The organism is Sphaerisporangium sp. NBC_01403, from assembly GCF_045040145.1.
GTDB classification, from domain to species: Bacteria; Actinomycetota; Actinomycetes; order Streptosporangiales; family Streptosporangiaceae; genus Sphaerisporangium; species Sphaerisporangium viridialbum.
The window spans coordinates 8,741,709-8,765,381 of the sequence record NZ_CP109534.1 but is presented as its reverse complement, the minus strand read 5'-3'; the positions used below and the strand labels follow the sequence as shown (position 1 = coordinate 8,765,381).

Sequence of the window (23,673 nt, the reverse complement as noted above, 5' to 3'; positions counted from 1 at the left end):
TTTGCGTACTTCCCCTCCATAGGCCGCAAGACGGACGCGACGTTACCGGAGGAGATCACCATTTCGCCCCCTCTATGAGATCCTCCTACGCGGTCCGCCGCCCTGTCATCGGCCGGGGCCGGTGAGGCGGCGGTCACCATGGGTGGTGACGACGTACACCTGCCAGTTGTAGTAGCCGTAGTAGTTCCTGATGTCCCGCTTCATCTGGCGCGCGTGCAGCAGTACCGCGTCGACGTACGCCTGGGAATGGTTGTAGGCGTACAGTGCGCGCCGGTAGTCGCGCGGTGCCCCCGAGGCGTGCAGATAGTTGGCCGCGGCGAGCAGGGCATCCCTGGTGTCGTGGACGTCGCCGCCCATCCCGTAGGCAGCCCATGTTCCCGGCATGAACTGCATGGGTCCAAGGGCACCGGTGTAGCTCGGTGACCTCACGCGGCCGAACTTGGTCTCGACGAACATCACCGCGGCCAGCACCTCCCACTCGACGCCGAACCGCCGCTCGGCACGCCGGAAGTGGCCGAGCAGGACCCCCGCGGGCTCGGGAGGCTGGACGCGGAATTTCGCCGACCCGCTGATGGGCCGGGCGAGGGACAGCAGATCGTGGATGGCTGTCACATTGTCTTCCGCATCCCTGGCCAGGGCCTTGGGCAGCCTGGCGTAGACGCGGGAAGCGACCTTCGGATCGCGGGCCAGGTACCGGTAAATGCGCTGCTGGTGCAGAGCCAGCAGCACGACCGGCTCGGGGGCGTGTCCCTCGGCGGGATTCCCCTTGCGCACCCAGTCATCCGTGGCCTGCCGAAGCCGCGCGACGGTGCTGGTCAGGGCATCCGCCAGGCGTGATGGGTCCTTGGGGATCGCCGCACCCGGGGCGGGGAGAACGGGCGCCTGACGTGCGGGCTCCTTCGCCGGCGGCGTCGCCGACCGCCCTGGATGCGCCTGTGTCACGGTCTGGCGGGGAGCGGCCGACGAAGCGGCGCTCTGCGAACCGGCGCATCCGGAGACGGAGACGGAGACGGCCAGGCTGACCAGCGAGGCGACCAGCAGTCGCCCACGCGAACGGCCTGCTCCCACGCCCGGCCGCCTGCCGCCTGAAGCGTCCCGGTGACGCCCCGGCCGTGCGGTCGCGGTGTGCTGATCGTTCATCGAACCCAACGTACGCGCAGCGCCGACCCTCTCCGGCCGTTTTCCCGGCGACACTCGATCGTGTTCCTTAACGCAGGGGTGCGGCGCGTGGCCGCGCCGCACCCCTCGATGCCAGCCGTAGTCGGCTAGGCGCGGCCCCCGTCGGTAATTGACACGATCGAAGCGGTCTGGAACTTCTTGTGGCCCTTTCCGTTGGCCCCGACCACCGCCGTGTATTTCTTGGTCGTCCAGCCGAGGCTGTACTTGATGTTCAGCTTGTGCTTGGTGGCGCACCGGTTGTGCCAGTACACCGTCACTGAGACGTTGCCGTCTCCCCAGGACCAGGAGAAGCAGCCGGAGACGCCGCGGTGCACGGCCGCCGAAGCCGGAGCGGCGCCGACGCCGACGCCGAGACCGGCTGCGACGACGGAGGCGGCGGCAACGACGGCGACTCGGGTGCGCAGGCTTGCCCCACGAGAGTTCATGGACATGAAGATCTCCTTTTCTGGTGTCATCCGGTCACCTCGCCGGGGACGAGGTATCCGTCCCGCCGGGACCAGGCGCGCTGAGCGGCGTCGGTGGCGGGGGTGACGCCTCCAGTGATCGACGTCAGGGGTTTCCGCCACAGTGCCATCAGAAGGGCGGGCCACCCTAGCGATCTTTGTCCAAGGTTCGCCCGAGCGGCGAAGCTGGACATTGGACAAATCTGACCTGAGCGTCGACCTGCGGCGACGCGGAGACCCGGGCCCAGCGCCGACGCGTCTCGCGGAAGGTCGGGGCGGAGCCCTTCACTGATCGCTTACCGTGTCGTCGGATAATTTGGATGCGCTGACAGGTAGCCGGGGGAAGTGGGGCCGAGGTGCAGGCTCAGGATCGTGGGAAGCGGCGGGGGCGGCAGCCGGTACGGCCTGATCCGGATTCGGGTGCGGTGGGGGCCTTCGCCGACCGCCTCCTACGGCTGAAGGAGGAGGCGGGCGACCCCTCGTACGCCGAGATGTCCTCCCGGCTCGGCGCGGCGGCGTCGAAGTCGTCGCTGGCCAGCGCCGCCCAGGGGCGGAAGTTGCCGAGTTGGGAGACGACTTGGGAGTTCGTACGGGTCCTCGCGGTCCATCGGCTTGGGCGTGATCCCGAGGAGACCGAACGCGAGTGGCGGGAGCTCTGGGAGCGCACGAAGGCGGCCTGTTCCGCCGGCACCGGCGCTGTCGAGGACGCATCCGATGGAGCGGCGGCCGCCGACCTGCCCGTACATGCGCTGCCGGCCGCCACAGCCGACGTGGTGACGGTTCCCGCGCCTGCACCGAGACCCGCTCGGCGAAGCCTTGCCATCGTCGGCGTCATGGCCTTGGCCGCGATCATCATGGCCGGCCTGAGGTTCCTCCATCTGGCGACGACCGTGGACCAAGGTGATCCCCCAGCACCGCCGGCGGCGAGCACGATTGCCAGAGATGACTCTGAATTCGTGGGTGACATAACGTACCCGGACGGCTCGAAAGTACGACAGGGCTCGTCGTTCAAGAAAGTGTGGAGGATTCGCAACACCGGGACGATGCCCTGGGAGGGCAGGCGTCTGGCTCGCATCAACACCGCGCCATGCCGATCACCGGAAGCGGTGAGCGTACCGCCGACGGCGCCTGGCCAGACCGTGGACATCGCGGTGCGCGTGCAGGCTCCGAACAAACCCGTGAACTGCCGCATCTACTGGAAGATGACCGACGCGCAGGGCCGATCACTGTTCCCGGCCAAGCGCCCGGTGTTCCTGGATGTCCAGGTGGGCGCGTCCTGAACCGCGGGCTACTCCGCGCTCCTCATAGCGAGTGGCCGGGCGGAAGGTTCGTGAGGCCCCCCGGGATTTTGTCGGTGCCGGCGGACACAATCGGCGGATGGAGAAACCCAACATCGTCACGGCCGAGGAATGGCAGCAGGCCCGCGATGAGCTGCTCAAGGCCGAGAAGGAAGCCACCCGCGCGCTCGACGCGATCGCCGCGCGGCGCCGCCGCCTCCCGATGGTCAAGTTCGACAACGGGTACGCGTTCGACACGCCGACCGGCATGAAGACCCTCCTGGAGCTGTTCGAGGGCCGGGGGCAGCTGGTCGTCTACCAGTTCATGAACATCGGGCCGGACCACTACTGCCCGGGCTGCACCTGGTTCACGAACGGCGTCCCCTCGGCCGGGCCGGCCCTGCTGGGCGACCGCGGGGTCACGTGGGTGACCGTGTCGACCATGCCGCTCGCCCAGATCGAGGCGTACAAGGCCCGCATGGGCTGGACCATGCCTTTCGTTTCATCGCACGGCACGTCGTTCGCGGACGACTGCGGCGCCGGTCGCGGCTTCATGCTGAGTGTGTTCCTGCGCGACGGCGAGGACGTCTACCGGACGTACAACACCACCGCACGCGGCGTCGACCGGCTCGTCTTCGCCAACAGCATCCTCGACCTCACCCCCTACGGCCGGCAGGAAGACTGGGAGGACTCACCCCCCGGCTGGCCCCAGCACCCCACATACGGATAGACGAGCCGCGAGAGCCGTCGGCGCTCATGGAACCTTTCTCGCAGGCGATCGTCTGACAGCGCATGCGGCCGAAACGTGGCTTGAGATGGTTGGTCACGTTCCTGGCGATAGTCCTTGTGGGAGCCGGTTGCACGGCTCAGGGTCCGCCAAGGCGACCGGACAGGCTGCCCGCGTCGCCGGAGTTGACGCCGGCAAAGGACATCTGGCCGGAAGCCGTGCTCACGACACCTCGCGAGCTGAAGAGCCGGCAGCAGGCCCGCCTTGGTGAGCGCTCCGGACCGAGTGCCAGGTCAACTCCCGTACCGTCGCCGGGATCTCCCAGAAGATGCTCACCCAGACCCTGCGCACCCTGGAACGCGACGGGTCGGTGTCCCGGTCGATCACACCCTCTGTCCCGGTACGCGTCGACTACTCGCTCACCTCGTTGGGCGTCACCCTGCTACCCATGATGCAGGCCATCAAGAACTGGGCCGAGACGCACATCGATGCGCCCCCAAGATCACTATCCGGACGGCGCGTCACGCCGCAACAGGGCGGACGTCGCCTGACGCGGCACTAAACTTGGGCTATTCGCTGTCTTGAGTAGTTCGTGTTTATGTAGATAGGTTTGGCGCCGTGACCGCACCCAAGACTCCGACCACCGCTGAGGAGCTGCGCGGGGCAGGCCTGCGAGTGACGGCCGCCCGCGTCGCACTGCTCGAGACCGTCCGGGGCGGTGACCACCTCGGCGTCGAGGCGATCGCCTCCGGGGTGCGTGATCGCGTAGGCCATATCTCCCTTCAAGCCGTGTATGAGGCCCTCCACGCGCTCACCGCGGCGGGACTCGTACGCCGCATCGAACCGGCCGGCAGCGCAGCCCGGTTCGAGGGACGCGTCGGGGACAACCACCACCACATCGTGTGCCGGTCGTGCGGTGTCGTCGCCGACGTCGACTGCGCGGCCGGCGAGGCGCCCTGCCTGACCGCGTCCGACGACCACGGCTTCTCGATTGACGAGGCCGAGGTCATCTACTGGGGCCTGTGCCTCGGCTGTTCCACCACCCGCAGTTCCTGAGCACCCTGATCCGCCTAGTTCAGAAGGATTCCCATGTCTGAGAACCATGATGCAATCGTCACAGACGCGAAGACGGAGGACGGAGGTGGCTGCCCGGTCGCGCACGGGCGTGCCCCGCACCCGACTCAGGGCGGTGGAAACCGCCAGTGGTGGCCGGAGCGGCTCAACCTGAAGATCCTCGCCAAGAACCCCGCCGTGGCCAACCCCCTCGGCGAGGAGTTCAGCTACGCCGAGGCGTTCAAGGGCCTCGATCTCCCGGCCGTGAAGCAGGACATCGCGGAGGTGCTGACGACCTCGCAGGACTGGTGGCCGGCCGATTTCGGCCACTACGGCCCGCTCATCATCCGGATGGCGTGGCACAGCGCGGGCACCTACCGGATCAGCGACGGCCGCGGCGGCGCCGGGGCCGGCCAGCAGCGCTTCGCCCCCCTCAACAGCTGGCCGGACAACGGGAACCTCGACAAGGCTCGCCGCCTGCTGTGGCCGGTCAAGAAGAAGTACGGCCAGGCGCTCTCGTGGGCCGACCTCATGATCCTCGCCGGCAACGTCGCCCTGGAGTCGATGGGCTTCAAGACCTTCGGCTATGCCGGCGGACGTGAGGACGTGTGGGAGCCCGAGGAGGACGTCTACTGGGGTCCCGAGTCGACCTGGCTCGACGACCAGCGCTACACCGGCGACCGTGAGCTGGAGAACCCCCTGGGCGCGGTGCAGATGGGCCTCATCTACGTCAACCCGGAGGGCCCGAACGGCAACCCCGACCCGCTCGCCTCGGCCCGCGACATCCGTGAGACGTTCCGCCGGATGGCGATGAACGACGAGGAGACGGTCGCCCTGATCGCGGGTGGTCACACCTTCGGCAAGACCCACGGTGCGGGCCCGGCGGACCACGTCGGCCCCGATCCCGAGGCCGCCCCGATCGAGCAGCAGGGCTTCGGCTGGAACAACACGTTCGGCACCGGCAAGGGCGGAGACACGATCACCAGCGGTCTCGAGGTCACCTGGACACCCACCCCGACCAAGTGGGACAACAGCTTCTTCGAGATCCTGTTCGGCTACGAGTGGGAGCTGAGCAAGAGCCCCGCCGGCGCGCACCAGTGGAAGCCGAAGGACGGCGCCGGGGCGGGTACGGTCCCCGACGCCCACGACCCATCGAAGAGCCACGCCCCGACGATGCTGACCAGCGACCTCGCGCTCCGCGTGGACCCGATCTACGAGCAGATCTCACGGCGCTTCCACGAGAACCCCGACGAGTTCGCGGACGCCTTCGCCCGGGCGTGGTTCAAGCTGACCCACCGCGACATGGGCCCGGTCGTGCGCTACCTCGGCCCGGAGGTCCCGGCCGAGACGCTGCTCTGGCAGGACCCTCTCCCCGCGGTGACGCACGAGCTCGTCGACGCCGGGGACATCGCCTCCCTCAAGGGCCAGATCCTCGCCTCGGGCCTGTCGGTGTCTCAGCTCGTGTCCACCGCGTGGGCGTCGGCCTCGACCTTCCGCGGCGGTGACAAGCGCGGCGGCGCCAACGGCGCGCGCATCCGCCTCGAACCGCAGAGCGGGTGGGAGGTCAACGACCCCGACCAGCTCACGACGGTGCTGCGCACCCTGGAGGGGATCCAGGAGTCCTTCAACACCGCCCAGACCGGCGGCAAGCGGATCTCGCTCGCCGACCTGATCGTGCTCGCCGGCGGCGCGGCCGTCGAGCGGGCCGCCAAGGACGCCGGCTTCGACGTCCAGGTCCCCTTCACGCCGGGCCGCGTGGACGCGTCGCAGGAGCAGACCGACGTGGAGTCGTTCGCCGCGCTCGAGCCGACCGCCGACGGGTTCCGCAACTACCTCGGGAAGGGCCACAGACTGCCTGCCGAGTACCTGCTGATCGACCGGGCGAACCTGCTGACCCTGAGCGCCCCCGAGATGACGGTCCTCGTCGGTGGCCTCCGCGTCCTGGGCGCGAATTACCAGCAGGCGCCGCACGGCGTCTTCACCACGACCCCCGGGTCTCTGACCAACGACTTCTTCGTCAACCTGCTCGACCTGGGCACGACGTGGAAGGCGACGTCCGAGGACGCGAACACGTTCGAGGGTCGCGACGCCGCCACGGGCGAGGTCAAGTGGACCGGCAGCCGTGCCGACCTCGTCTTCGGGTCGAACTCCGAGCTGCGCGCGCTCGCGGAGGTCTACGCGAGCGACGACGCGAAGGAGAAGTTCGTGAACGAATTCGTCGCGGCGTGGGACAAGGTGATGAACCTCGACCGGTTCGACCTCGTCTGATCATGACGTCCAGGTCGGCCCGCGCCGGCCGACCTGGACGTCCTCAGTCCGAAGAATCTCCGACGGTACGGGGTCGGCGACACCCTGACACTCGCCCGTCGTCACCGCATGGACCAGTCTTTCAGGCTCGTCCACGTCCCGGTAATCGAGGATCTCGCCGTTGTCCTCAAGGAAGGCGACTCTCCGTCAGCTTCTCGGCCCTGAAGTGAAGGGCCGAGCTTGCAGCTCCTCACTGTGCATGGGGTGCACGGGTCAGGCTGCGTCGTCGGCAGCGTAACTCACTGCCCAGGCCGCAACACCGCGCGAGGCGATGTTGCGGGCTGCGTTCACGTCGGCGTGCTCAGCGAAGCCGCACGACGTGCAAACAAAGGTCGCCTGGGTGGTCCGGTTCTTCTTGTCGATGTGACCGCAGGCCGAACACCCCTGGGAGGTGTAGGCCGGATCCACATGCACCATCGGGACCCCGGCTCGGATCGCCTTGTAGGCGATGAACGTCCCGAGCGTCCGGGCGCAAGTAGGGAAGCCATTCCTCCCGGCCCTGAACGGCCGGGATTCCTGGCTAGATCTCCTTGAAGCGCTCTTCCGCGGCATTCATGCCCCCGTGAGGCCGCAAGAGCCGACAGGCGTCCGGACGACCGGTTCGAAGTCGATACACCGTCGAGGTCCGGCCTGACTGGATGTCACGTCTTTCGTCGGTCCCACTCAGTACGCTGAGCCTCGCGTTTAACGCGCATGGGGATTTTTCCAGACATCGGCAACGGAGGCGACCGTGTAGCTGAGCATTTCCGCAGTTCAGCTCCCTCTGCCTGCCGATGGCTTCCTCACTTCCTCAGCCCGTCCGGTTCAGGACGGTTCACTCCCCCCTCGGAGGACCAGTGAGACTACGGTCTCTACTGGCGAGCACCGCTGTGCTCGCCATCACCGCGACGGCCGCGCTAGCCGTCGGGGCACCGGCTCAGGCCACGGCCGCTGCCCCGGCTGTGGCGAAAAACCTCTTGGCCGAGGTGAACAACGGCAAGAAGGTACGCGCGATCGTGGAGGTCAGAGGCTACGTCGCCCGTGTGGCCGAGACCCTCGAAGCGGCCTCGAGCGAGACCGCGGTCATCGACAAGACGAGCTCCAGCGACTTCCTCGTCGCCACCATCGACAAGCCGACCCTCGCCGCGGCCATGTCCGACGACCTGGTCAAGGCCATCTACAAGGACGAGTTGAGCAAACCGACGCTCGACGTCAGCACCAGGCTGATCGGTTCGGACAAGGCCAACAAGGCGGGCTGGACCGGCAAGGGCTCCACCATCGCGATCCTCGACACCGGGATCGACCGGGATCACCCGTTCTTCGCCGGGCGGATCGTACGCGAGGCCTGCTTCTCCACCTCCGATCCCGACCCGCTCTACCAGGCCGACTCGTTGTGCCCCAACGGCCAGCCGTCCCAGATCGGCGTGGGCGCGGCCGACGCCGAGACCGCGAAATGCGTCGTGAACGGCGCGGTCAAGTGCTACCACGGCACGCACGTCGCGGGCATCGCGGCCGGGAAGAAGGCCGGAACCGCGCCCTCCGGTGGCGTCGCGCCGGAAGCGGGCATCCTGCCGATCCAGGTGTTCTCCCGGTTCAACGGCCCCATCTGCCGGGAACTGGCCACCTCCGCACCGTGCTTCCTCAGCTTCACCTCCGACCAGAAGCTCGCGCTGCAATACGTCGACCAGGTGCACGCGGGGCTGAACGTCGTAGCGGCCAACTTGAGCCTCGGCGTAGGTCCGAAGCACAAGGTCCACTGCGACCAGGACCCCGCTTACGGGGCTCTCAAGTGGGAGATCCTCTGGCTCAAGGACTTCGGCGTGACCACCGTCGTCGCGGCGGGCAACGGCCGGCACGAGGACGGCGTGGCCAGCCCCGCCTGCATCTCCTCGGTGGTAGCGGTCGGCGCGACCGACGACCACGACAATCCCGCCCCCTTCGGCAACCGCGGTCCTCTGCTCGACCTCTTCGCGCCCGGCGTGGCCATCAACTCCGCCATGCCCGGCAACACTTTCAAGGCCCTGAGCGGCACCTCCATGGCCGCACCCCACGTCGCGGGGGCCCTGGCACTGGTCCGGCAGGCCTACCCGAACCTGCCTGGCGAAGGGCTTGTCGAGAAGCTGCAGACCACCGGCAAGAGCATCACCTACAGCAGCGGCGGCACCACGGTGACCACCAAGCGGATCGACCTCGTCGCCGCCCTCCCGCTCAAGCCCACCGCGACTCCGACGCCGACCGTCACCCCGACCGCGACCCCCACGGCCACGCCCACCGCGACGCCCACGCCCACGCCCACGCCCACGCCCACGCCCACGCCCACGCAAAGCCAAACGCCCGTCCCGACCGACCCCGGCACGGTCACCGACCCTCTGCCCGTGCCGGACACGTGCCGGCGGGGCAAGGGCACCAAGCCGCTGAACGCCAAGCGGTGGGCCACCGAACTCCTCCGCGGCAAGGGGAAGCTGGATGACAAGACCCTCGTCTGCTACCTGTCGCTCGCCCAGAACGGCAGCAAAGTCTTCCAGGAGGTGACCGACGCCGGTTCCCTCGGCAAGGCGTACAAGGTCCTCGCGACCAAGAGCACGACCGCCAAGGCATTGATCGACCGTGAGCTGCTGGCCGCCTGGCTCAACTACGCCCATGGCGTCTACAACGGCTCCGCCAAGGTCCACGGCAGCACGACGCTGAAGAAGGCCGTCGGCATCGCCGAGAAGCACCGCACCGCCAATGGCACGTCCACCCAGCTCAAGCAGGCGGCCGTCTACCTGTACAAGTACGTCAACAAGTAGCGGCCGAACGTAAGACGGATGCCGGCCACACCACGGCGTGACCGGCATCCGACACGTTCTCCGACGGCCGCTCACTGATTCTGAGCGTGGGCGGTGTGGACTCGGCGGTCTCCGACGGCGCCCGTCACCCTCTCCGGCACGGAGTTTCGGTCTCGGCGGCCAGGATTGAGCCGGAGCCCAGACAAAGCACTGTCCGAGCGCAGCGAAGGCCATTTCCCGCCAGGGCCCGCCCTTTACGTCAGGGTGGGCCGATGGGTCGGGCGTCGCCGGCGGCCGGCAGGCCCTTCACCTGACCGGACGCCGGTCAGGTCTGAAAGGTACAGGGTTGGGCAGCCGTCGCGATGCCTACCATGCCCGTTGAATGGCCAGGTCATCGCCACTTCGATCTTGTTTGACCCAGTATGGAGCCGCTCCGACTTTGTTGGTGAACTATCCAAACAAAATCTGGTCAGTTACTGTCGCGGCGACGCATTTGGGAGCGCTCCTGCAACTCGGATCACGCGGAAGATCGGAGACCCAACGTGCATTCACATCCCCATGTCCGGGCCCGTCGCTGGGCCGTCCGTACCACGGCTCTGCTGACCGCCATAGTGGCCTGCCTGGTGACCTGGGCCGGCGCCGCCTCCGCTCACGGCTCGCTTGTGGACCCGGCCTCCCGCCACTACGGCTGCTGGCTGCGCTGGGGGAGTGACTTCCAGAACCCGGCCATGGCGCAGCAGGATCCCATGTGCTGGCAGGCGTGGCAGGCCGACACGACGGCCATGTGGAACTGGAACGGGCTCTACCGCATGTACCTCGGCGGCAACTTCCAGGCCGCGATCCCGAACGGCCAGCTGTGCAGCGGCGGACACGCCGAGAACGGCCGCTACAACGCGCTGGACGTACCCGGCGCGTGGAAGGCGAAAGACATCCGCAACAACTTCACCGTCAAGCTGTGGGACCAGGCCGGCCACGGCGCCGACTATCTCCTCGTCTACGTCACCCGTCAGGGTTTCGACCCCACCCGTCAGGCACTCACCTGGAACGATCTGCAATTGCTCACTAAGACCGGGAAGTACAGCCCCGGCCAGTACTACTCGGTCAACCTGAGCACCTCAGGGCGCAGCGGCCGCGCCGTGGTCTACATGATCTGGCAGGCCTCGCACATGGACCAGACGTTCTTCATGTGCAGCGACGTGAACTTCGTGGGCTGATCCTGCCCTGATCCTCACACCGGGCCCGCCGGCCGCGCTCCGGCGGGCCCCTCGCTCGGGCAGCCGCCTTGGCGGCCCAAGGACATCAGACCCAACGATCTTGACGGTCTTTCCGCTCGGCTCGGCCCTATGGCTGGACCTCCTGCCACTGAAGCAGCCCAGGGGCAGCGCCCAGAGAAACCTCGGCAAGCTCGTAGCCGCAGGCCAGGGCTCATCTCGCTCCCAGCTCCGGACAGCCTGGACGACCAATACGAGCCAAATCAGACAACCAGCTGCCAGTCCAGGCTACGGAGGGCTGGATCACTCAGACGCTCACGACCCGGACTGCTTTGCCACACAGCTTCAGCATGTCGTCCGCATCTGACGTCAGGACGATGACCGGTTTGATCGCCCGGAGTGCGGTGGCGGCCACGACTGCGTCGATCGCGTACTTGTGTCCATGGAGGCCCCCAGCGCGGAGCAGCTCAAGAGCGTGCAGAGAGATCTCCTCAGTGACAGCCTCGACTCGCAGCCGAGATAGGTACCAGCGAAGTCGATCACTCTTTACACGAACTTCAAAAGCCTCTATCGGTGTCATGGCACAGACGACTACACGGAAGTCGTTGTTCTGCGCCTCTCGCACGATCGCCGTAACTCGCTGGTCGGCCGCACACCACTTCGACAGCCCCTCCGAGTCCAGAACCACCGTGCCGGCACTCAGCTTGCTTCGCGCCCGTGCCATCCGTCCCCCTCCTGAAGCTCGGGAGCGGACTTCACGCTGCGAAACAACTCTGCCGCCTCGTCCCGGAATGCCTCCGGGATAGGACCGGCCTCACCCTCGTTGGCTTGTAGCGCCTCCTCCAGCAGGTCGCGCTCGATCTGGCGCTCAACCGCCGCATCTACATAGGCAGAGAATCCACGCGCCCCGACGCGTTCCCGCACAGCACGGACGTTACCTGCGCGCAAGGAGACGCTGATCTTGGTAGCAGGACCCTCCCCAAGGGGGAATTCCAGCTCAGACTCGCTCACGCTGTCACTTTACTACTGCCAGTAGCAAATTACCCCCGTGTAGGCGCGGGCAAGTGAAGATCTTTCTCCAGGTGCGGACATACGCACGGGCGGGGTGCGGGCGCGAAGCCCCTGCCTTGGAGTTTGGGGCGGGAGCCCCAATGGAGACAGTCCGAGCGGAGCGAGGGCCGCTTCACAACCGCGAGCGGCGTAGAACGAGGACCACGCCCCTCATGGGCGTGGCCCTGTCTGGATCAGGCTTCGCCTGTGGTGAGGCCTACGGGGCAGGTCACGCCCGTGTCGCGGCCAACACCGCCCACGCGCTAATGGACGTCGCGACGGATGCCGGGGGCACTCTTGGCGTGCTGGACGGCCTTGTGCTTGGGGCAAGCGGGTGCGCCGGTCGGTGCGGGCAGGATCCAGCACGCTGGTGATCCGGTCGAAGGCTCGGTAGAAGCGTCGGGAACTAACCACTTGCTTGTGCAGGTGTCTGAGAGTTGCGCGGATGCACTGAACCGGCCACTTGCCGGGTGCCGTCAGGCCGGGGCCGAGTGACGACCTGGGCGTCGGAGGATCTTCCAGCCCGTGTGGCACATGAATGTCATGCATGTAACAGCATGTAAAACATTCACTTGCTCGATGTGAGGCCAGCCACTTCACTGAGGACATGACCACCCCGCCTACCTCCGACGTCGACCTCTTCGCCGACGAGGTCGTACTCGACCCGTACCCCGTCTACGCCGAACTGCGGGAGCAGGGCCCCGTCGTCCACCTCCGGAAGAACGATGTCCACGCGCTGACGCGGTACGGCGTCATCCGTGATGCACTCCCGGACTGGGAGTCGTTCTCCTCGACCTCGATCGCATTCAATCCGATGGCCAACGAGGCGCTCACCGGCACCTCGCTCGCGTCCGATCCGCCGGTGCACACCCAGCTGCGTGCCACGCTCACCGAGAACCTTTCACCGCGTGCGCTGCGCGGACTCAAGGGCCGGATCGAGGCGAAGGCGGACGTTCTCATCGCCGAGCTCGTCGAGAAGGGCTCCTTCGAGGCCATCGACGCCCTCGCTCGGGCCTTCCCGCTGGAGGTCGTCGCGGACCTGATCGGCTTCACTGGCCACGTGCGCGACAACATGCTGCGCTGGGGACAGGCCGCCATGCAGGTCCTCGGTCCGATGAACCAGCGCACGGCCGAGAGCTTCCCCATCGCCAGCGAGCTCTACGAATGGTGCTCCCAGGTCAAAGCCACCGACCTGGCCGAAGGGTCCGTGGGCCGCGGCATCTTCGACGCCGAGGCACGTGGCGCCATTCCGCCGGACACGGCCGGCCACATCATCCACCAGTACCTCGGTGCCGGCGTCGACACCACCGTGGCGGCGATCGGCAACATCGTCGCCCTCTTCGCCTCGCACCCCGACCAGCTCGATCTGATCCGCAAGAACCCGGCACTGGTACCGGGGGCGTTCAACGAGGTGCTGCGCTTCTGGCCTCCCGTCAACGCCTGGGGCCGGCGCGCCACCAAGGACGTCGACATCGACGGGACCGTCATCCCGGCAGGCGCACAGATCGCGCTCCTGCTCGGCGCCGGCAACCGCGACCCCCGGCACTACGAGAACCCGGACGCCTTCCTCGTCGAGCGCGATCCGGTCGACCATCTGTCGTTCGGCTACGGCCCTCACGGCTGCGCGGGCCAGGGACTCGCGCGCCTGGAGGCTCACGCTGTGATCGAAGCGCTTTCCCGGCGCGTCAAGCGCCTCGTCGTCGGGCCCGAGGTCCGTGTTCCCAGCAACATCACCCGGAGCATCGAGGAACTCCCCGTCCTGGGGGTGATCCCCGCATGAAGATCGTTCTTGACCGTCCCCGCTGTGAAGGCCACGGCCTGTGCGAGGAGGCCGCCCCGCAGCTCATGCACCTCGACGACGACGGCGAGCTCGTGCTGGACCGCGAGGAGGTCGACGAGGCCGACGCCGCCCTGGCGAACGCCGCTGTCCGCGTGTGTCCGGTCGCGGCGCTGCGGATCGCATGAGCGGGGGCACGATGGACCGCGTCGTTGTCGTCGGCAACGGGATCGCCGGGCTGACCGCGGCCGACACGCTCCGCGAGGCCGGCTTCGACGGCGAGCTGACCATCGTCGGCGACGAGCCGCACCCGGCGTACAGCCGCCCGGCCCTGTCGAAGGCGCTCCTGCTCGACGGCGACGACATGTCGTCGCACGAGCTTCCGCCGACCAGCCACGCGGCGACCGAACTTCTGGGCGTACGTGCGACCGCACTCGACCTCGATCGTCGGCTCGTCACCCTCGGCGACGGCACGGCTCTGCCGTACGACCGCGTCGTCCTGGCCACCGGCTCCCGGGCGCGACGGTTGTCCGACCTTTCCGAGGAACTCACCCTGCGCGGACTCGATGACGCGCTGTCCCTGCGCAGCCGGCTGGCGGCCAGGCCATCGGTCATTGTGGTGGGCGGAGGCCCGCTCGGAATGGAGATCGCCTCGGGGTGCCTGGCCGCCGGCTGCCAGGTCACCCTCGTCTCCCAGGGCGTGCCGCTGATCGTCCAGCTCGGTCCATACCTCGCCGACGTCTTCGTCAAGGCCGCGCTGGACCAAAAGCTCACCATCGTCGAGACCGGGTCGGCACGGCTCGAACGGCGTGAGGGGAGTACTCGGGTCGTCCTTGACGAGGGCGCGGTCCTCGAGGCAGAGATGATCATGACCGCCGTCGGCGACGTACCCAACACGGAATGGCTCGCGGACACGGGACTTGCGGCGAAGGGCGCCATCCCGGTCGACTCGCGTGGGCTGGTCCGGCCCGACGTCGCGGCCGTCGGTGACCTCGCGGCTTTCCCCACTCCGTACGGCCTGCGCCGCATCCCCCTCTGGAGCAGTGCGATCGAGCAGGCGAAGGCCGCCGCCAGGGCACTTGTCCGCGGCGACGACGCGCCGCCGCTCCAGTTCCAGCCGTACTTCTGGACCGAGCAGTTCGGGCTGAGCCTCAAGGCGGTGGGCTATCTACCGCTGGAGGGGGAACCGACGTACGTCGACGGAGAGCCCGGTGGCGGGCCGGCGTTGATGCGCTGGTCACACGATAACGGGACCGGTGTGGCCGCGGCGCTCAACTACCGGGTCCCGATTCCCCGGCTGCGTCGTATGAGTCAGGCAGCCGCGTAAAGTTCTTCTCCATGGGACACGACGGAGAGGACGCCACAGGTTCGGGGTTGGACCGGCTGACATCGGTCAACCTCAACCTGTTGGTGCCCCTCCTCGCGCTCCTGGAAGAGCGTTCGGTGACCAGGGCGGCGGAACGAGTCGGTCTGTCACAGCCGGCGATGAGCCACGCCCTCACGAGAATGCGGCGTCTGCTGGGTGACGAACTCGTCGTCCGGCAGGGGGCAGGCGTCACCCTGACCCCGCGGGCACAGGAGCTGATCGCGCCGCTGCGCAGTGCCCTGCAACAGACGGCACGCATCGTGAACTTCCCCTGCTTCGACCCCGCCACGGATCAGCGCGTCATCACGATCGCCATGACGAACAGCACGGCGTTCGTCGTCGGCCCTCAACTGACGCGGCTCATTGCCGAGCATGCTCCTCGCGCCACGTTGCGTCTACGTACGATCACGGTGCCGACCGAGGCCACTTTCACCGACAGGGGCGTCGACGTCGTGCTGCTCTCCGAGGGGCACTTCTCACCGTATCCGCGCGAGCGCCTCTACAACGACCGCTGTGTGGTGGTGGCCTCACCGGACACGCCACCGGACGCGAACGCGCTCGACCTGCTGACCACACAGCCGCACATCGTCGTCGACACTGATCGGCGGGTCTTCCCCTATTCGGTGCTGGAGGAGAAGGGGATCCCCTACCGTGTCAGCCAGTTGATCTCCGACTTCCTGCTGGTACCTTTCCTGGTCGCACGCGCGGGCGGCGTCGCTCTCCTTCGCTACCAAGTCGCCGCCGCCATGCGGACACTTGCCGACCTGCGGATCGAGGAGTTCCCGTTCCCACTTCCCGGGCTCGGGATCGACATGGTCTGGAACCCCCGACTGGCTGATCAGTACTTCATCGAATGGCTTCGGGCGCTACTGTTCGACGTCGCAACGCATCTCTGATGCCGACTAGCCTCACAGCGCCGGACTGGGCCAGGAATCGGCCCGCGCGGCTGACCCGGCGCTCGCTCGCGAGCCCAGGACGTAGGGAGCCATCGGAGCTCAGGGTGTCTCAGAAGCAATACGAGTGCCGTGGTGTGCCAAGGGCGGACGACTGTGAAGTGACGACGATCAAGGGTGGCCACCTCTGTGATGCCCAAGCGTTCAGCCACGGCTATGACGGAGGCGTCCACAGCACCAAGAGGGAGGCCGGCGTAGGCCTCCACCAGGAGGCTCATGCGCTGGAGATCGCTGTCTGTGAGATCGACCAAGGTCAACCGAGACCCGAAGGACTGCGATCTACTGCCGTATCAGCCAGGATCGTGCGGGTGCCGTACCGGACGTCGCCCGCCAGGAAGCCGACTGTCGGGCGCTGGTCGAGCACCGAGGCTGGCAGGTCGCTGACGTGTACTCGCGGCGCGGGCCCCAGGCGCGCGGCGATGGCCGTCGCTGGCTTCGGGACGGCGTTTCTGGTAGCAAGCCCAGCACGGCCGAGGACCGTATCAAGGCCGCCGTCGAATGCACCGGTTCGTCTATGCCGCGTCACGTCGTAGAAGGTTTTCGATCAGGTCACGAAGGCGGCCAAGTGGCCTCACGGTGACTAGCCTCACCGGCATGCCCCTTGCCTCGATTCCAAGCCCTTCCGAAGGGGTCTGGTATCTCGGATTCATCCCGATCCGGGCCTACGCATTGTGCTTCGTCCTCGCGATCGGCTTCGGCATCTGGCTTAGCGAGCGCCGCTGGCGCGCCCGCGGCGGCGAGAAGGGCACGATCAGCGACATCGCGGTCCCCGCAGTGATCTTCGGTCTGATCGGCGCTCGCCTCTACCACGTCATCACCGACTGGCAGACCTACTTCGGCCCGCGCGCGATCAAGGAGCCCTACCGGGCGCTGTTCATCTGGGAAGGCGGGCTCAGCATCTGGGGCGCGGTCGCCCTGGGAGGCGTGGGCGTGTGGCTGGCCTGCCGCCGCCGGGGGCTGTCTCTGGGCGCCGTGGCCGACACGGTCGCGCCCAGCATCGCGTTCGGGCAGGCGATCGCCCGCTGGGGCAACTGGTTCAACCAGGAGCTGTACGGCAGTCCGACCACGTTGCCGTGGGGCCTGGAGATCGACCAGGCGCACGGCGGCGAACCAGGCGTGCTCTACCACCCGACGTTCCTGTACGAGTCGCTGTGGGACGCGGCGCTCGGTTTCGGACTGATCCTGGCCGGCAGGCGGTTCACGCTGCGCCACGGCCGCCTGTTCGCCCTCTACGTCGCCGGCTACACGTTCGGGCGGTTCTGGATCGAGAGGCTGCGGATCGACCCGGTGGGCGGAGTGGACCACGCGGTGACGCTCCTGGGGCTGCGGATCAACCAGTGGACCTCGATCGTGCTGTTCGTCGGCGCGCTGGTCTATCTCTGGGTGACGCGTAACAAGGACACCGAACAGATCGTGGTACCGGCCTCACAACACAAGGCCTCGCACGAGGAGAACGGCGTGCAGGCCTCCGATCCCATCGGGAGCACCTGACGCGACCAACATGCCGTAAGCCTCCCGAATACTGTTGTGGCAAGTGCACACTTCAGGTACTTGCCGCTTGGCGCCGTATTACCAGGGCGGGTCATCGGATGAGGTCGCTGTACAGCAACGTTGCCGAGTGATCATCTACGACCCGACGCGACCCAAGTGGGTGCAGATTACGAGGTCGTACGCGCACGCATCCAGTCGCGCGAGTACCCGCCCCGCTACCCGCCCCGCTACCCGTCTCCGAGGTCCGAATGGAAGGTGAGTTCGGCGTCGCCCGCGTGACCATCCGCAAAGTGACCGCCAAGCTCCACGAAGACGGCCTCATCATCACCGCCCCGGGCATGGGCTCCTTCGTGGCCCAGGACAAGAACGAGACCTCCGAGCAGGCCTAAAACCACCTGCCGGAGGTCTTAGCAATCCCGGCTACTCCGAAGAGGTCGTCAGCCCAGCCGGGCACCAGGCCGAAGGGTCACCTGCGTTGACACCGGTGCTCGGAGCAGAACTGACGAACCGCGCCGGCGTCACTCAAGATGGAGACGTGTGAAAAAGATGGCCCCGGCAACGCTGCCGGGGCCACCGTTATCTAGGGTTGTCAGGCGATCTAGCTGGTCAGCCACTTGAAAGTCGTTAAGTCAGGTTAGGCAAGTAGGCCGGCCACGGCTGCCGCACCGGGCGCGCCTTAGCTCACCGCCTGCTTCACGAGCGCACTGATACGCGCCTCCACCTCGGCCGTCACCTCGGTCAGGGCGAAAGCGGTCGGCCACATCGGGCCCTCGTCCAGCTTCGCCGGGTCGTTGAACCCGAGCGTCGCGTAGCGCGCCTTGAACTTCGCCGCGCTCTGGAAGAAGCAGACGATTTTGCCGTTCAGCGCATAGGCGGGCATCCCGTACCAGAGCTTCGGCTCCAGGACCGGAGCGCCGGCTTTGACGACGGCATGGACGCGCTCGGCCATGACCCGGTCCGAGTCCTGCATCTCGGCGATCTTCGCGAGCACGTCCCGCTCCGCCTCCGCCGCCTTGTCCGCCCGCGAGCCGCGGCGCGCTGCCTTCTTCTGCTCTTGGGCGTGCTCCTTCATCGCGGCCCGCTCCTCGGCCGTGAATCCCTCGTACGTGCTACTTTCGGCGTTGCTCATGGCAGACTTCTCCTTGAAGATCTTGATATTCGGAGTCTTGTAAAAGGACCTGATGGTCCTCTACTCGGTCGGTGTCACCGGACCGTGGAGCCTTTGGGCCTTGGCCAGGTGGCGTGTCTGGCCGAGGCGTCAGACCAACCAGCGGCTGTCGCGCATCAGCTCGCGGTCGGGCAGTTCGTTCTCCTCGCGCCAAGCCTGGATGCGGCGCGGGATGCGAAACTATCGGCGGCTCGTTGTGTTGCTCGCGGGTGCCGCGGTCGCGAACGCCGTACGGCTGCGCTGTCGGTTTCCCTGTCATGACTCAGCACCAGCGGCCTGTACCTGCGTGAGGATGCTGTCGAGGTCGCCCTGCCGCCCGCCTCAGACGGATGCGGCCTCCCATGCGAACCCGTCCGGGTCGGTGAAGGGCCCGGCGTCGCTGCCGATCACGAGCCGGTGCGATCCCGTGCCCTCCTGGGAGACACCGGTGTCCTTGGCCAGGGCGCGGCGTGGGTAGAGCGCCAGCGTGACGGCCGACGACGGGGTGTCGAACTCGACATACTTGCCGCCGAAGCTCTTCGCCACGGCCAGGCCGCGGTCGACATAGAACCGCTTGCTCGCCTTGACGTCCGCCACTCCCAACAGGAGCGCGACCTGGTCGATGTGCCGTGCGGCAGGGCCGGTGTCCTTCTTCTTCGAGGTCGCGACCTTGCAGATCGTCCCGTCCGGGGCGCGTACGACGCCGCCGTAGCCCCAGAACCCCTTCGTGGCCGGCCTCAGCGTCGTGGCGCCGGCGTCGAGGGCGGCGCCGATGAAGGCGTCGACGTTGCCCGGCTGGGACACCACGAGGGACAACGCGAACCCACGGAAGCCGGTCGTCGGCGCGTCCGAGGCGCGTACGTTCATGTAAGGGTCCAGACCGAAGGCTTTGTAGAAGTCGTCCGCGGCCGTGGGGTCGGGAACTTCCAGGGTGATGGATGCGAAGGAGGTCATGGCAGGTCCTTTGAGCGAGGTGGGTTTGTCGTCTTGCCGGCGGCCGTCACGCCGCGCACATGGCAGATACAGGTCCGGCGCTCACCGGTCCTGCAGGAGCCCGAGGACGTTGCCATCAGGGTCGATGACGGTGGCCACCAGGCGGCCGCCACCGACCTCGTGCGCGGCCTCCTTCACGGTGGCCCCCGCGGCGGTCACCTCGGCCAGCGTCGCCTCGATGTCCGGCACGTGCCAGTAGGCCACCGGCGAGGTCATGCCCTGCGGTCCACCGCCCGGCACCAGCCCGATGTGCTGGCCCTCGGCCTCGAAGCCGACGTAGTAGGACGAGTCGGTCTGCGGCGGGATACCGAGCAGGGCCGCATACACCGCCCTGGCCTTCGCCAGGTCGGACACGGGGTGCAGCACGGTCTTGATTCCCCGGGTGGAAGAGCCGGTCATGGTCACTCCTGTAGTCGTGGGTCAGATCGACCCGCCGTGTACGTGTTCACAGCTTTTCGCCCGGCCCGGCCGGTCCGCATCCGTGGCCACCACGGAACCGCCCACGGATCGAGAACACGGATCGCGCACGGTGGCCGCTGCGGATGGGACATGGAGGGTTTGCGGCAGACTGGGACAGTGGCAGCGACAGTGGATATTTCGCCTCGGGAGGCCGAGGTGCTGGAACTGGTCGGGCAGCATTTCAGCAATGCCGAGATCGGGGCACGGCTGTGCATCTCGGTGCGTACCGTGGAGAGCCACATCTCCTCGCTGCTGCGCAAGCTGGAGGTGCCGGATCGGCGGGCGCTCGCCGGGCGAGTGGCCGAGTTCGCCCGCGCCGACGACGAGTCTCACGGGGCACCGCCGGTCCTGCCGGCCCCACTGACCTCGTTCATCGGCCGGGTGAGCGAGCGGGCCGAGCTGACCGAGCTGATCAAGGCGTACCGGCAGGTGACCGCGGTCGGTCCCGGCGGAGTGGGCAAGACCCGGCTCGCGTTGACAGTGGCCGCGGACGCGGCCGATGCGTACGCCGATGGGGTATGGTTCGTCGATCTGGTGCCGGTTACCGACCCGGGTATGGTCGCGGCCGCGGTCGCCGGTGCGCTCGGCCTCGGCGAGCAGCCCGGCCGAGACATGACCGAGTCCGTGGTCGCCGCGCTGGCCGACCGTCATACCTTGCTGGTGTTGGACAACTGCGAGCAGGTACGGGACGGGGTGGCGCTGTTTCTCGAGCGGCTGCTCGCGGCGTGCCCTCGAGTGACGGTGCTGGCGACCAGCCGGGCCCGGCTGATGGTGCCGTTCGAACGGGTGTATCAGGTACCACCGCTGTCGCTGGCCGTCGACGGCGAGTCGGACGCGGTCGCGTTGTTCAAGGAACGGGCGGCGGCGGTCGGCCGGCCGCTGGATCCTCCACTGTTCGACCAGATCGCCTCGATCTGCGAGCGGCTGGACGGGATGGCGCTGGCGATCGAACTGGCCGCCGCCCGGTGTCCCACCCTCGGACTGGACGGCATCACCGCCGCCCTGTCCCACCCGCTCCGGATGCTCACCGGCGGCTCCCGTGCCGAAGACCGGCATCGCTCGGTGCGGGCGGCGCTGGACTGGAGCCATGCCCTGCTGGAGCCGGCCGACCGGGCGCTGCTGCGCCAGGTGTCGGTGTTCGTGGCGCCGTTCACCGCTGCTGCGGCGGCGGATGTCACCGGGTCCCAGGAAGGCGTTGTCGCCGACGGACTGGCCCGGCTCGCCGAACAGAGCCTGCTGGTGGTGACGGCCGGCCCGAGCGGGACCGGCTATCGGGCGTTGGAGACCATCCGACAGTACGGGACGGAGCGGCTCACCGAGGCCGGTGAGCTGGTCGAGATACGATCCCGGCACCTTCGCTGGTGCCTGGCCAAGGCCGCCGACCTGGCGGTGGTGGGAGCGGACTGGCGGGCCCGGTTCGACGCGGTTACGGACGATCTCCGCGCCGCCCTGGCCTGGGCGGCCGACCAGCCGGAGCAGCGCGCGGATGCCTGCCACCTCGCCCGGTACCTGGCGGAGCTGACTTTCACCCGTCACCTGGTCGGCGAATCCCAGGGGCGTTATGAGCAGGCCGCCGCGCTCGCCGATGATCCCGCCACCACCGCGTCGATGCTCCGGCATGCTGCGGCCGTGGCCGGATGCCGGATGCGTGGTGATGACATGTACCGCCTCCACCGCGCGGCCACGGAAGCCGCCCTCCGCACCGGGGACACCGCCGGCGCCGCCTGTGACTTGGCGACCATCGCCACCAACGCGTACCGGTTCTTGGGCAAGTTCGCGCGGAAGCTGCCATCGGAGGAGACGGTCGCGTTCATCGCCCAGGCGCGGGAACTGGCCCGTGAGGACCCGGCAGCACAGGCCATGGTGGCGTTGGCCGAGGCAGGGCGGGCGCTCAACGACGCGGTCGGTGCCGTCCAGGGTCAACCCGACAAATCCGCACCAGAGACGATCGCGCGTGCCAAACGGGCTGTCGAACTGACCCACCGTGCGGGTGATCCACTCGCCGAATCCGCCGCGCTCGATGTGCTGACCGGTGCCCTGAGCTGGTCCGGTGACACGTTCGCCGCCGCCGCCACGGCCCGGCGCCGGATCACGCTGCTGTCGTCCACATCGAATACGCCGGCCGCTACCCACGAGCTGATCGAGGCGCTCGGTGAGGCCGCCGAGGCCAGCCTCGGCACCGGCGATCTACCAGGGGCTCGCCGGTGGGCACGGCAACTCGCAGATCATCCGTTGCTGGCCGAGGTCGGCCACCGCGCCATGAGCTGGCTGCTGGTCGCCGACGCGTTGGCGGGCAACGTCGACCAGGTGCTCACTGGCAGCGTCCGGTTCCTCGACGCGTGGCGGCGGGCCGGCAGCCCTGCCAGGTCAGCCCTCGGCCCGGCGGTGGTGGCAGTGATGATGATCTACGGCCTGCGCGACGACCACGACGCCCGGCGCGAATGGGAGACGGTCCTGGACCAGTTCGGCACCCCTCCGGAACAAACCTACGGCTACGGGGCGGTCTTCGACGCGATGCTTCTGCTGCACCACGGACAGGCATCGGAGGCGCTGGAGCGGATGGCCCCCGAGCCCAGGCAGGTGTGGAAGTGGGTCACCTGGATCTGGCTTCACTGGTACGTGGCGCTACGCGCAGAGGCCACCGTGCTCGCCGGGAGCCCCGACGCTCGCGACCGCCTGGCCGACGCACGGACCATCACGGCCGGAAACCCGGTCGCCAGTGCCATCGTGGAGCGTGCCGAAGCACTGCTCGACAATGACCAGGAGCGACTGCTCGCCACGGTAGACGCCTTCGACGCCGCCGGCTGCCGGTACCAGTCGGCACGGACCCTGGTGCTCGCCGGCGGCGACCATGCCGTCTGCGGCGCCGCCGCGCTCGCCGATCTCGGCCTCGCCCCGATGGCCCCACCCCAACACCCGAGCTGACCTCGGTTGTGGTTATCGCGGCGAGAGACCAGCCGCAAGGTGACCGCCAAGCTCCACGAGGAGGGAACGCCGCAAGTGCTACTCCTGGCTGGTTCGTTGCCGGGTGACGGCCTCGTGAACGCCGCCGAGGAAGCGCTCGATGGTCGCCTGGTCCGCGGCGTCGAACCGTCCCATGACGGCGACGATCTCATGGATGAGCGGACCGAAGAAGCTCCATCCGAGCGCGACGGCGCTCTCATCCACTTTCAGCAGCACACGCCGACGGTCTTGGGTGTCGCGTTCCCGGCGCACGTGACCAAGTCTTTCCAGACGGTCGATCACCGCCGTGGTGCCCGCGGAGTTGAGGCCGAGGTGCGCCCCCAGCATTCCCGGGGTGGCGGGCGCGCCCGTGCGGGCGGCATCCAGGAGGCAGATGAGCGCACGCACATCGGTCGGATGGAGCGCGTGCCGGGCGGCGAATCCCTCCCCGATCCGGTCGAGTTCCACGGTGATGGCGCGCAGCAGGTGCACCACTCGCATCCCGGCGTCCTGTTCGTGCACGTCGTCCGCCACCTTCCTCCGTCCTCGC

At 67.9% G+C, this 23,673-nt stretch carries 24 protein-coding genes and 1 pseudogene; 14 read left to right on the top strand and 11 right to left on the bottom strand.

What is annotated here, in order from left to right; translation table 11 throughout:
• Nucleotides 1-105: 105 nt before the first annotated feature.
• From OG589_RS39525 to OG589_RS39515, 3 genes are all read right to left on the bottom strand, one after another.
• A complete protein-coding gene (locus OG589_RS39525; RefSeq protein WP_405143712.1) occupies nucleotides 106-1,140 on the bottom strand; it encodes a lytic murein transglycosylase in 1,035 nt (344 codons plus the stop codon).
• Between the two features lie 125 nt (nucleotides 1,141-1,265).
• A complete protein-coding gene (locus OG589_RS39520; RefSeq protein WP_405143711.1) occupies nucleotides 1,266-1,610 on the bottom strand; it encodes a hypothetical protein in 345 nt (114 codons plus the stop codon).
• 20 nt (nucleotides 1,611-1,630) lie between these two features.
• On the bottom strand, nucleotides 1,631-1,753 hold the full coding sequence (locus tag OG589_RS39515) for a hypothetical protein (RefSeq protein WP_405143710.1): 123 nt from the start codon (nucleotides 1,751-1,753) through the stop codon (nucleotides 1,631-1,633).
• Between the two features lie 294 nt (nucleotides 1,754-2,047).
• Between OG589_RS39515 and OG589_RS39510 the strand changes: the two genes are divergently transcribed.
• From OG589_RS39510 to katG, 5 genes and pseudogenes are all read left to right on the top strand, one after another.
• Entirely contained in the window at nucleotides 2,048-2,902 is an 855-nt protein-coding gene (locus OG589_RS39510; RefSeq protein WP_405143709.1) for an NBR1-Ig-like domain-containing protein, read from the top strand.
• Nucleotides 2,903-2,999: 97 nt separating this feature from the next.
• Complete coding sequence (locus OG589_RS39505) at nucleotides 3,000-3,629, top strand: DUF899 domain-containing protein (protein WP_405143708.1); 630 nt, start codon at nucleotides 3,000-3,002, stop codon at nucleotides 3,627-3,629.
• A gap of 310 nt (nucleotides 3,630-3,939) precedes the next feature.
• Nucleotides 3,940-4,188, top strand: a pseudogene (locus tag OG589_RS39500) (winged helix-turn-helix transcriptional regulator); the annotation flags it as partial.
• Nucleotides 4,189-4,244: 56 nt separating this feature from the next.
• Entirely contained in the window at nucleotides 4,245-4,682 is a 438-nt protein-coding gene (locus OG589_RS39495) for a Fur family transcriptional regulator (protein ID WP_405143707.1), read from the top strand.
• 33 nt (nucleotides 4,683-4,715) lie between these two features.
• Entirely contained in the window at nucleotides 4,716-6,947 is a 2,232-nt protein-coding gene (gene katG, locus OG589_RS39490; protein WP_405143706.1) for a catalase/peroxidase HPI, read from the top strand.
• Nucleotides 6,948-7,199: 252 nt separating this feature from the next.
• Here katG and OG589_RS39485 read toward each other — a convergent pair whose 3' ends face one another.
• Nucleotides 7,200-7,538 carry a zinc ribbon domain-containing protein gene (locus OG589_RS39485; RefSeq protein ID WP_405143705.1) on the bottom strand — a complete coding sequence of 113 codons (339 nt, stop codon included), beginning with the start codon at nucleotides 7,536-7,538 and terminating at the stop codon, nucleotides 7,200-7,202.
• A 284-nt stretch (nucleotides 7,539-7,822) separates the two neighbouring features.
• Here OG589_RS39485 and OG589_RS39480 point away from each other — a divergent pair, with 284 nt between their 5' ends.
• Both OG589_RS39480 and OG589_RS39475 read left to right on the top strand, forming a co-directional pair.
• A complete protein-coding gene (locus OG589_RS39480) occupies nucleotides 7,823-9,754 on the top strand; it encodes a S8 family peptidase (protein WP_405143704.1) in 1,932 nt (643 codons plus the stop codon).
• 521 nt (nucleotides 9,755-10,275) lie between these two features.
• Nucleotides 10,276-10,947, top strand: coding sequence for a lytic polysaccharide monooxygenase (locus OG589_RS39475; protein ID WP_405143703.1), 672 nt, complete (start codon nucleotides 10,276-10,278; stop codon nucleotides 10,945-10,947).
• Between the two features lie 304 nt (nucleotides 10,948-11,251).
• Here the strand turns inward: OG589_RS39475 and OG589_RS39470 are convergent, their stop codons facing one another.
• Nucleotides 11,252-11,668, bottom strand: coding sequence for a PIN domain-containing protein (locus OG589_RS39470; RefSeq protein ID WP_405143702.1), 417 nt, complete (start codon nucleotides 11,666-11,668; stop codon nucleotides 11,252-11,254).
• Complete coding sequence (locus tag OG589_RS39465) at nucleotides 11,644-11,955, bottom strand: hypothetical protein (protein ID WP_405143701.1); 312 nt, start codon at nucleotides 11,953-11,955, stop codon at nucleotides 11,644-11,646. The genes OG589_RS39470 and OG589_RS39465 overlap by 25 nt, the downstream gene beginning before the upstream one ends.
• 646 nt (nucleotides 11,956-12,601) lie before the next feature.
• On the opposite strand from OG589_RS39465, the gene OG589_RS39460 reads away from it, so the two are divergent.
• The 4 genes from OG589_RS39460 to OG589_RS39445 are packed head-to-tail and all read left to right on the top strand — an operon-like array spanning nucleotide 12,602 to nucleotide 16,033.
• Nucleotides 12,602-13,774, top strand: a complete 1,173-nt coding sequence (locus tag OG589_RS39460; RefSeq protein WP_405143700.1) for a cytochrome P450 — start codon at nucleotides 12,602-12,604, stop codon at nucleotides 13,772-13,774.
• Nucleotides 13,771-13,959: a ferredoxin gene (locus OG589_RS39455; protein ID WP_061261667.1), complete on the top strand. Its 189-nt coding sequence runs from the start codon at nucleotides 13,771-13,773 to the stop codon at nucleotides 13,957-13,959. Before OG589_RS39460 ends, OG589_RS39455 begins: the two co-directional genes overlap by 4 nt.
• Nucleotides 13,960-13,970: 11 nt before the next feature.
• Nucleotides 13,971-15,098 carry an NAD(P)/FAD-dependent oxidoreductase gene (locus OG589_RS39450; protein WP_405143699.1) on the top strand — a complete coding sequence of 376 codons (1,128 nt, stop codon included), beginning with the start codon at nucleotides 13,971-13,973 and terminating at the stop codon, nucleotides 15,096-15,098.
• Nucleotides 15,099-15,109: 11 nt separating this feature from the next.
• Complete coding sequence (locus OG589_RS39445; RefSeq protein ID WP_405143698.1) at nucleotides 15,110-16,033, top strand: LysR family transcriptional regulator; 924 nt, start codon at nucleotides 15,110-15,112, stop codon at nucleotides 16,031-16,033.
• Here the strand turns inward: OG589_RS39445 and OG589_RS39440 are convergent.
• Nucleotides 15,976-16,347, bottom strand: a complete 372-nt coding sequence (locus OG589_RS39440; protein WP_405143697.1) for a hypothetical protein — start codon at nucleotides 16,345-16,347, stop codon at nucleotides 15,976-15,978. The genes OG589_RS39445 and OG589_RS39440 overlap by 58 nt on opposite strands.
• A gap of 337 nt (nucleotides 16,348-16,684) precedes the next feature.
• Between OG589_RS39440 and lgt the strand changes: the two genes are divergently transcribed.
• On the top strand, nucleotides 16,685-17,581 hold the full coding sequence (gene lgt / locus OG589_RS39435) for a prolipoprotein diacylglyceryl transferase (protein ID WP_405143695.1): 897 nt from the start codon (nucleotides 16,685-16,687) through the stop codon (nucleotides 17,579-17,581).
• A gap of 248 nt (nucleotides 17,582-17,829) precedes the next feature.
• Entirely contained in the window at nucleotides 17,830-17,970 is a 141-nt protein-coding gene (locus OG589_RS39430; protein ID WP_405143694.1) for a hypothetical protein, read from the top strand.
• 287 nt (nucleotides 17,971-18,257) lie between these two features.
• Here the strand turns inward: OG589_RS39430 and OG589_RS39425 are convergent, their stop codons facing one another.
• The 3 genes from OG589_RS39425 to OG589_RS39415 all read right to left on the bottom strand — a co-directional run bounded on the left by OG589_RS39425 (nucleotide 18,258) and on the right by OG589_RS39415 (nucleotide 20,120).
• Nucleotides 18,258-18,710, bottom strand: coding sequence for an iron chaperone (locus OG589_RS39425; protein ID WP_405143693.1), 453 nt, complete (start codon nucleotides 18,708-18,710; stop codon nucleotides 18,258-18,260).
• Between the two features lie 360 nt (nucleotides 18,711-19,070).
• Nucleotides 19,071-19,682, bottom strand: coding sequence for a glyoxalase (locus tag OG589_RS39420; RefSeq protein ID WP_405143691.1), 612 nt, complete (start codon nucleotides 19,680-19,682; stop codon nucleotides 19,071-19,073).
• An 81-nt stretch (nucleotides 19,683-19,763) separates the two neighbouring features.
• Entirely contained in the window at nucleotides 19,764-20,120 is a 357-nt protein-coding gene (locus OG589_RS39415) for a VOC family protein (RefSeq protein WP_405143690.1), read from the bottom strand.
• 177 nt (nucleotides 20,121-20,297) lie between these two features.
• Between OG589_RS39415 and OG589_RS39410 the strand changes: the two genes are divergently transcribed.
• Entirely contained in the window at nucleotides 20,298-23,105 is a 2,808-nt protein-coding gene (locus OG589_RS39410; RefSeq protein WP_405143689.1) for a LuxR C-terminal-related transcriptional regulator, read from the top strand.
• Between the two features lie 78 nt (nucleotides 23,106-23,183).
• On the opposite strand, the gene OG589_RS39405 is transcribed toward OG589_RS39410, so the two are convergent.
• A complete protein-coding gene (locus OG589_RS39405; protein ID WP_405143687.1) occupies nucleotides 23,184-23,657 on the bottom strand; it encodes a MarR family winged helix-turn-helix transcriptional regulator in 474 nt (157 codons plus the stop codon).
• Nucleotides 23,658-23,673 lie beyond the last annotated feature (16 nt).

Coding starts and splice junctions, on each gene's coding strand:
- lgt (WP_405143695.1), top strand. CDS start 16,685: ATGCCCCTTGCCTCGATTCCAAGCCCTTCCGAAGGGGTCTGGTATCTC.
- OG589_RS39525 (WP_405143712.1), bottom strand. CDS start 1,140: ATGAACGATCAGCACACCGCGACCGCACGGCCGGGGCGTCACCGGGAC.
- OG589_RS39445 (WP_405143698.1), top strand. CDS start 15,110: ATGGGACACGACGGAGAGGACGCCACAGGTTCGGGGTTGGACCGGCTG.
- OG589_RS39430 (WP_405143694.1), top strand. CDS start 17,830: ATGGAAGGTGAGTTCGGCGTCGCCCGCGTGACCATCCGCAAAGTGACC.
- OG589_RS39425 (WP_405143693.1), bottom strand. CDS start 18,710: ATGAGCAACGCCGAAAGTAGCACGTACGAGGGATTCACGGCCGAGGAG.
- OG589_RS39520 (WP_405143711.1), bottom strand. CDS start 1,610: ATGTCCATGAACTCTCGTGGGGCAAGCCTGCGCACCCGAGTCGCCGTC.
- OG589_RS39420 (WP_405143691.1), bottom strand. CDS start 19,682: ATGACCTCCTTCGCATCCATCACCCTGGAAGTTCCCGACCCCACGGCC.
- OG589_RS39515 (WP_405143710.1), bottom strand. CDS start 1,753: ATGGCACTGTGGCGGAAACCCCTGACGTCGATCACTGGAGGCGTCACC.
- OG589_RS39505 (WP_405143708.1), top strand. CDS start 3,000: ATGGAGAAACCCAACATCGTCACGGCCGAGGAATGGCAGCAGGCCCGC.
- OG589_RS39450 (WP_405143699.1), top strand. CDS start 13,971: ATGGACCGCGTCGTTGTCGTCGGCAACGGGATCGCCGGGCTGACCGCG.
- OG589_RS39460 (WP_405143700.1), top strand. CDS start 12,602: ATGACCACCCCGCCTACCTCCGACGTCGACCTCTTCGCCGACGAGGTC.
- katG (WP_405143706.1), top strand. CDS start 4,716: ATGTCTGAGAACCATGATGCAATCGTCACAGACGCGAAGACGGAGGAC.
- OG589_RS39485 (WP_405143705.1), bottom strand. CDS start 7,538: ATGCCGCGGAAGAGCGCTTCAAGGAGATCTAGCCAGGAATCCCGGCCG.
- OG589_RS39470 (WP_405143702.1), bottom strand. CDS start 11,668: ATGGCACGGGCGCGAAGCAAGCTGAGTGCCGGCACGGTGGTTCTGGAC.
- OG589_RS39415 (WP_405143690.1), bottom strand. CDS start 20,120: ATGACCGGCTCTTCCACCCGGGGAATCAAGACCGTGCTGCACCCCGTG.
- OG589_RS39455 (WP_061261667.1), top strand. CDS start 13,771: ATGAAGATCGTTCTTGACCGTCCCCGCTGTGAAGGCCACGGCCTGTGC.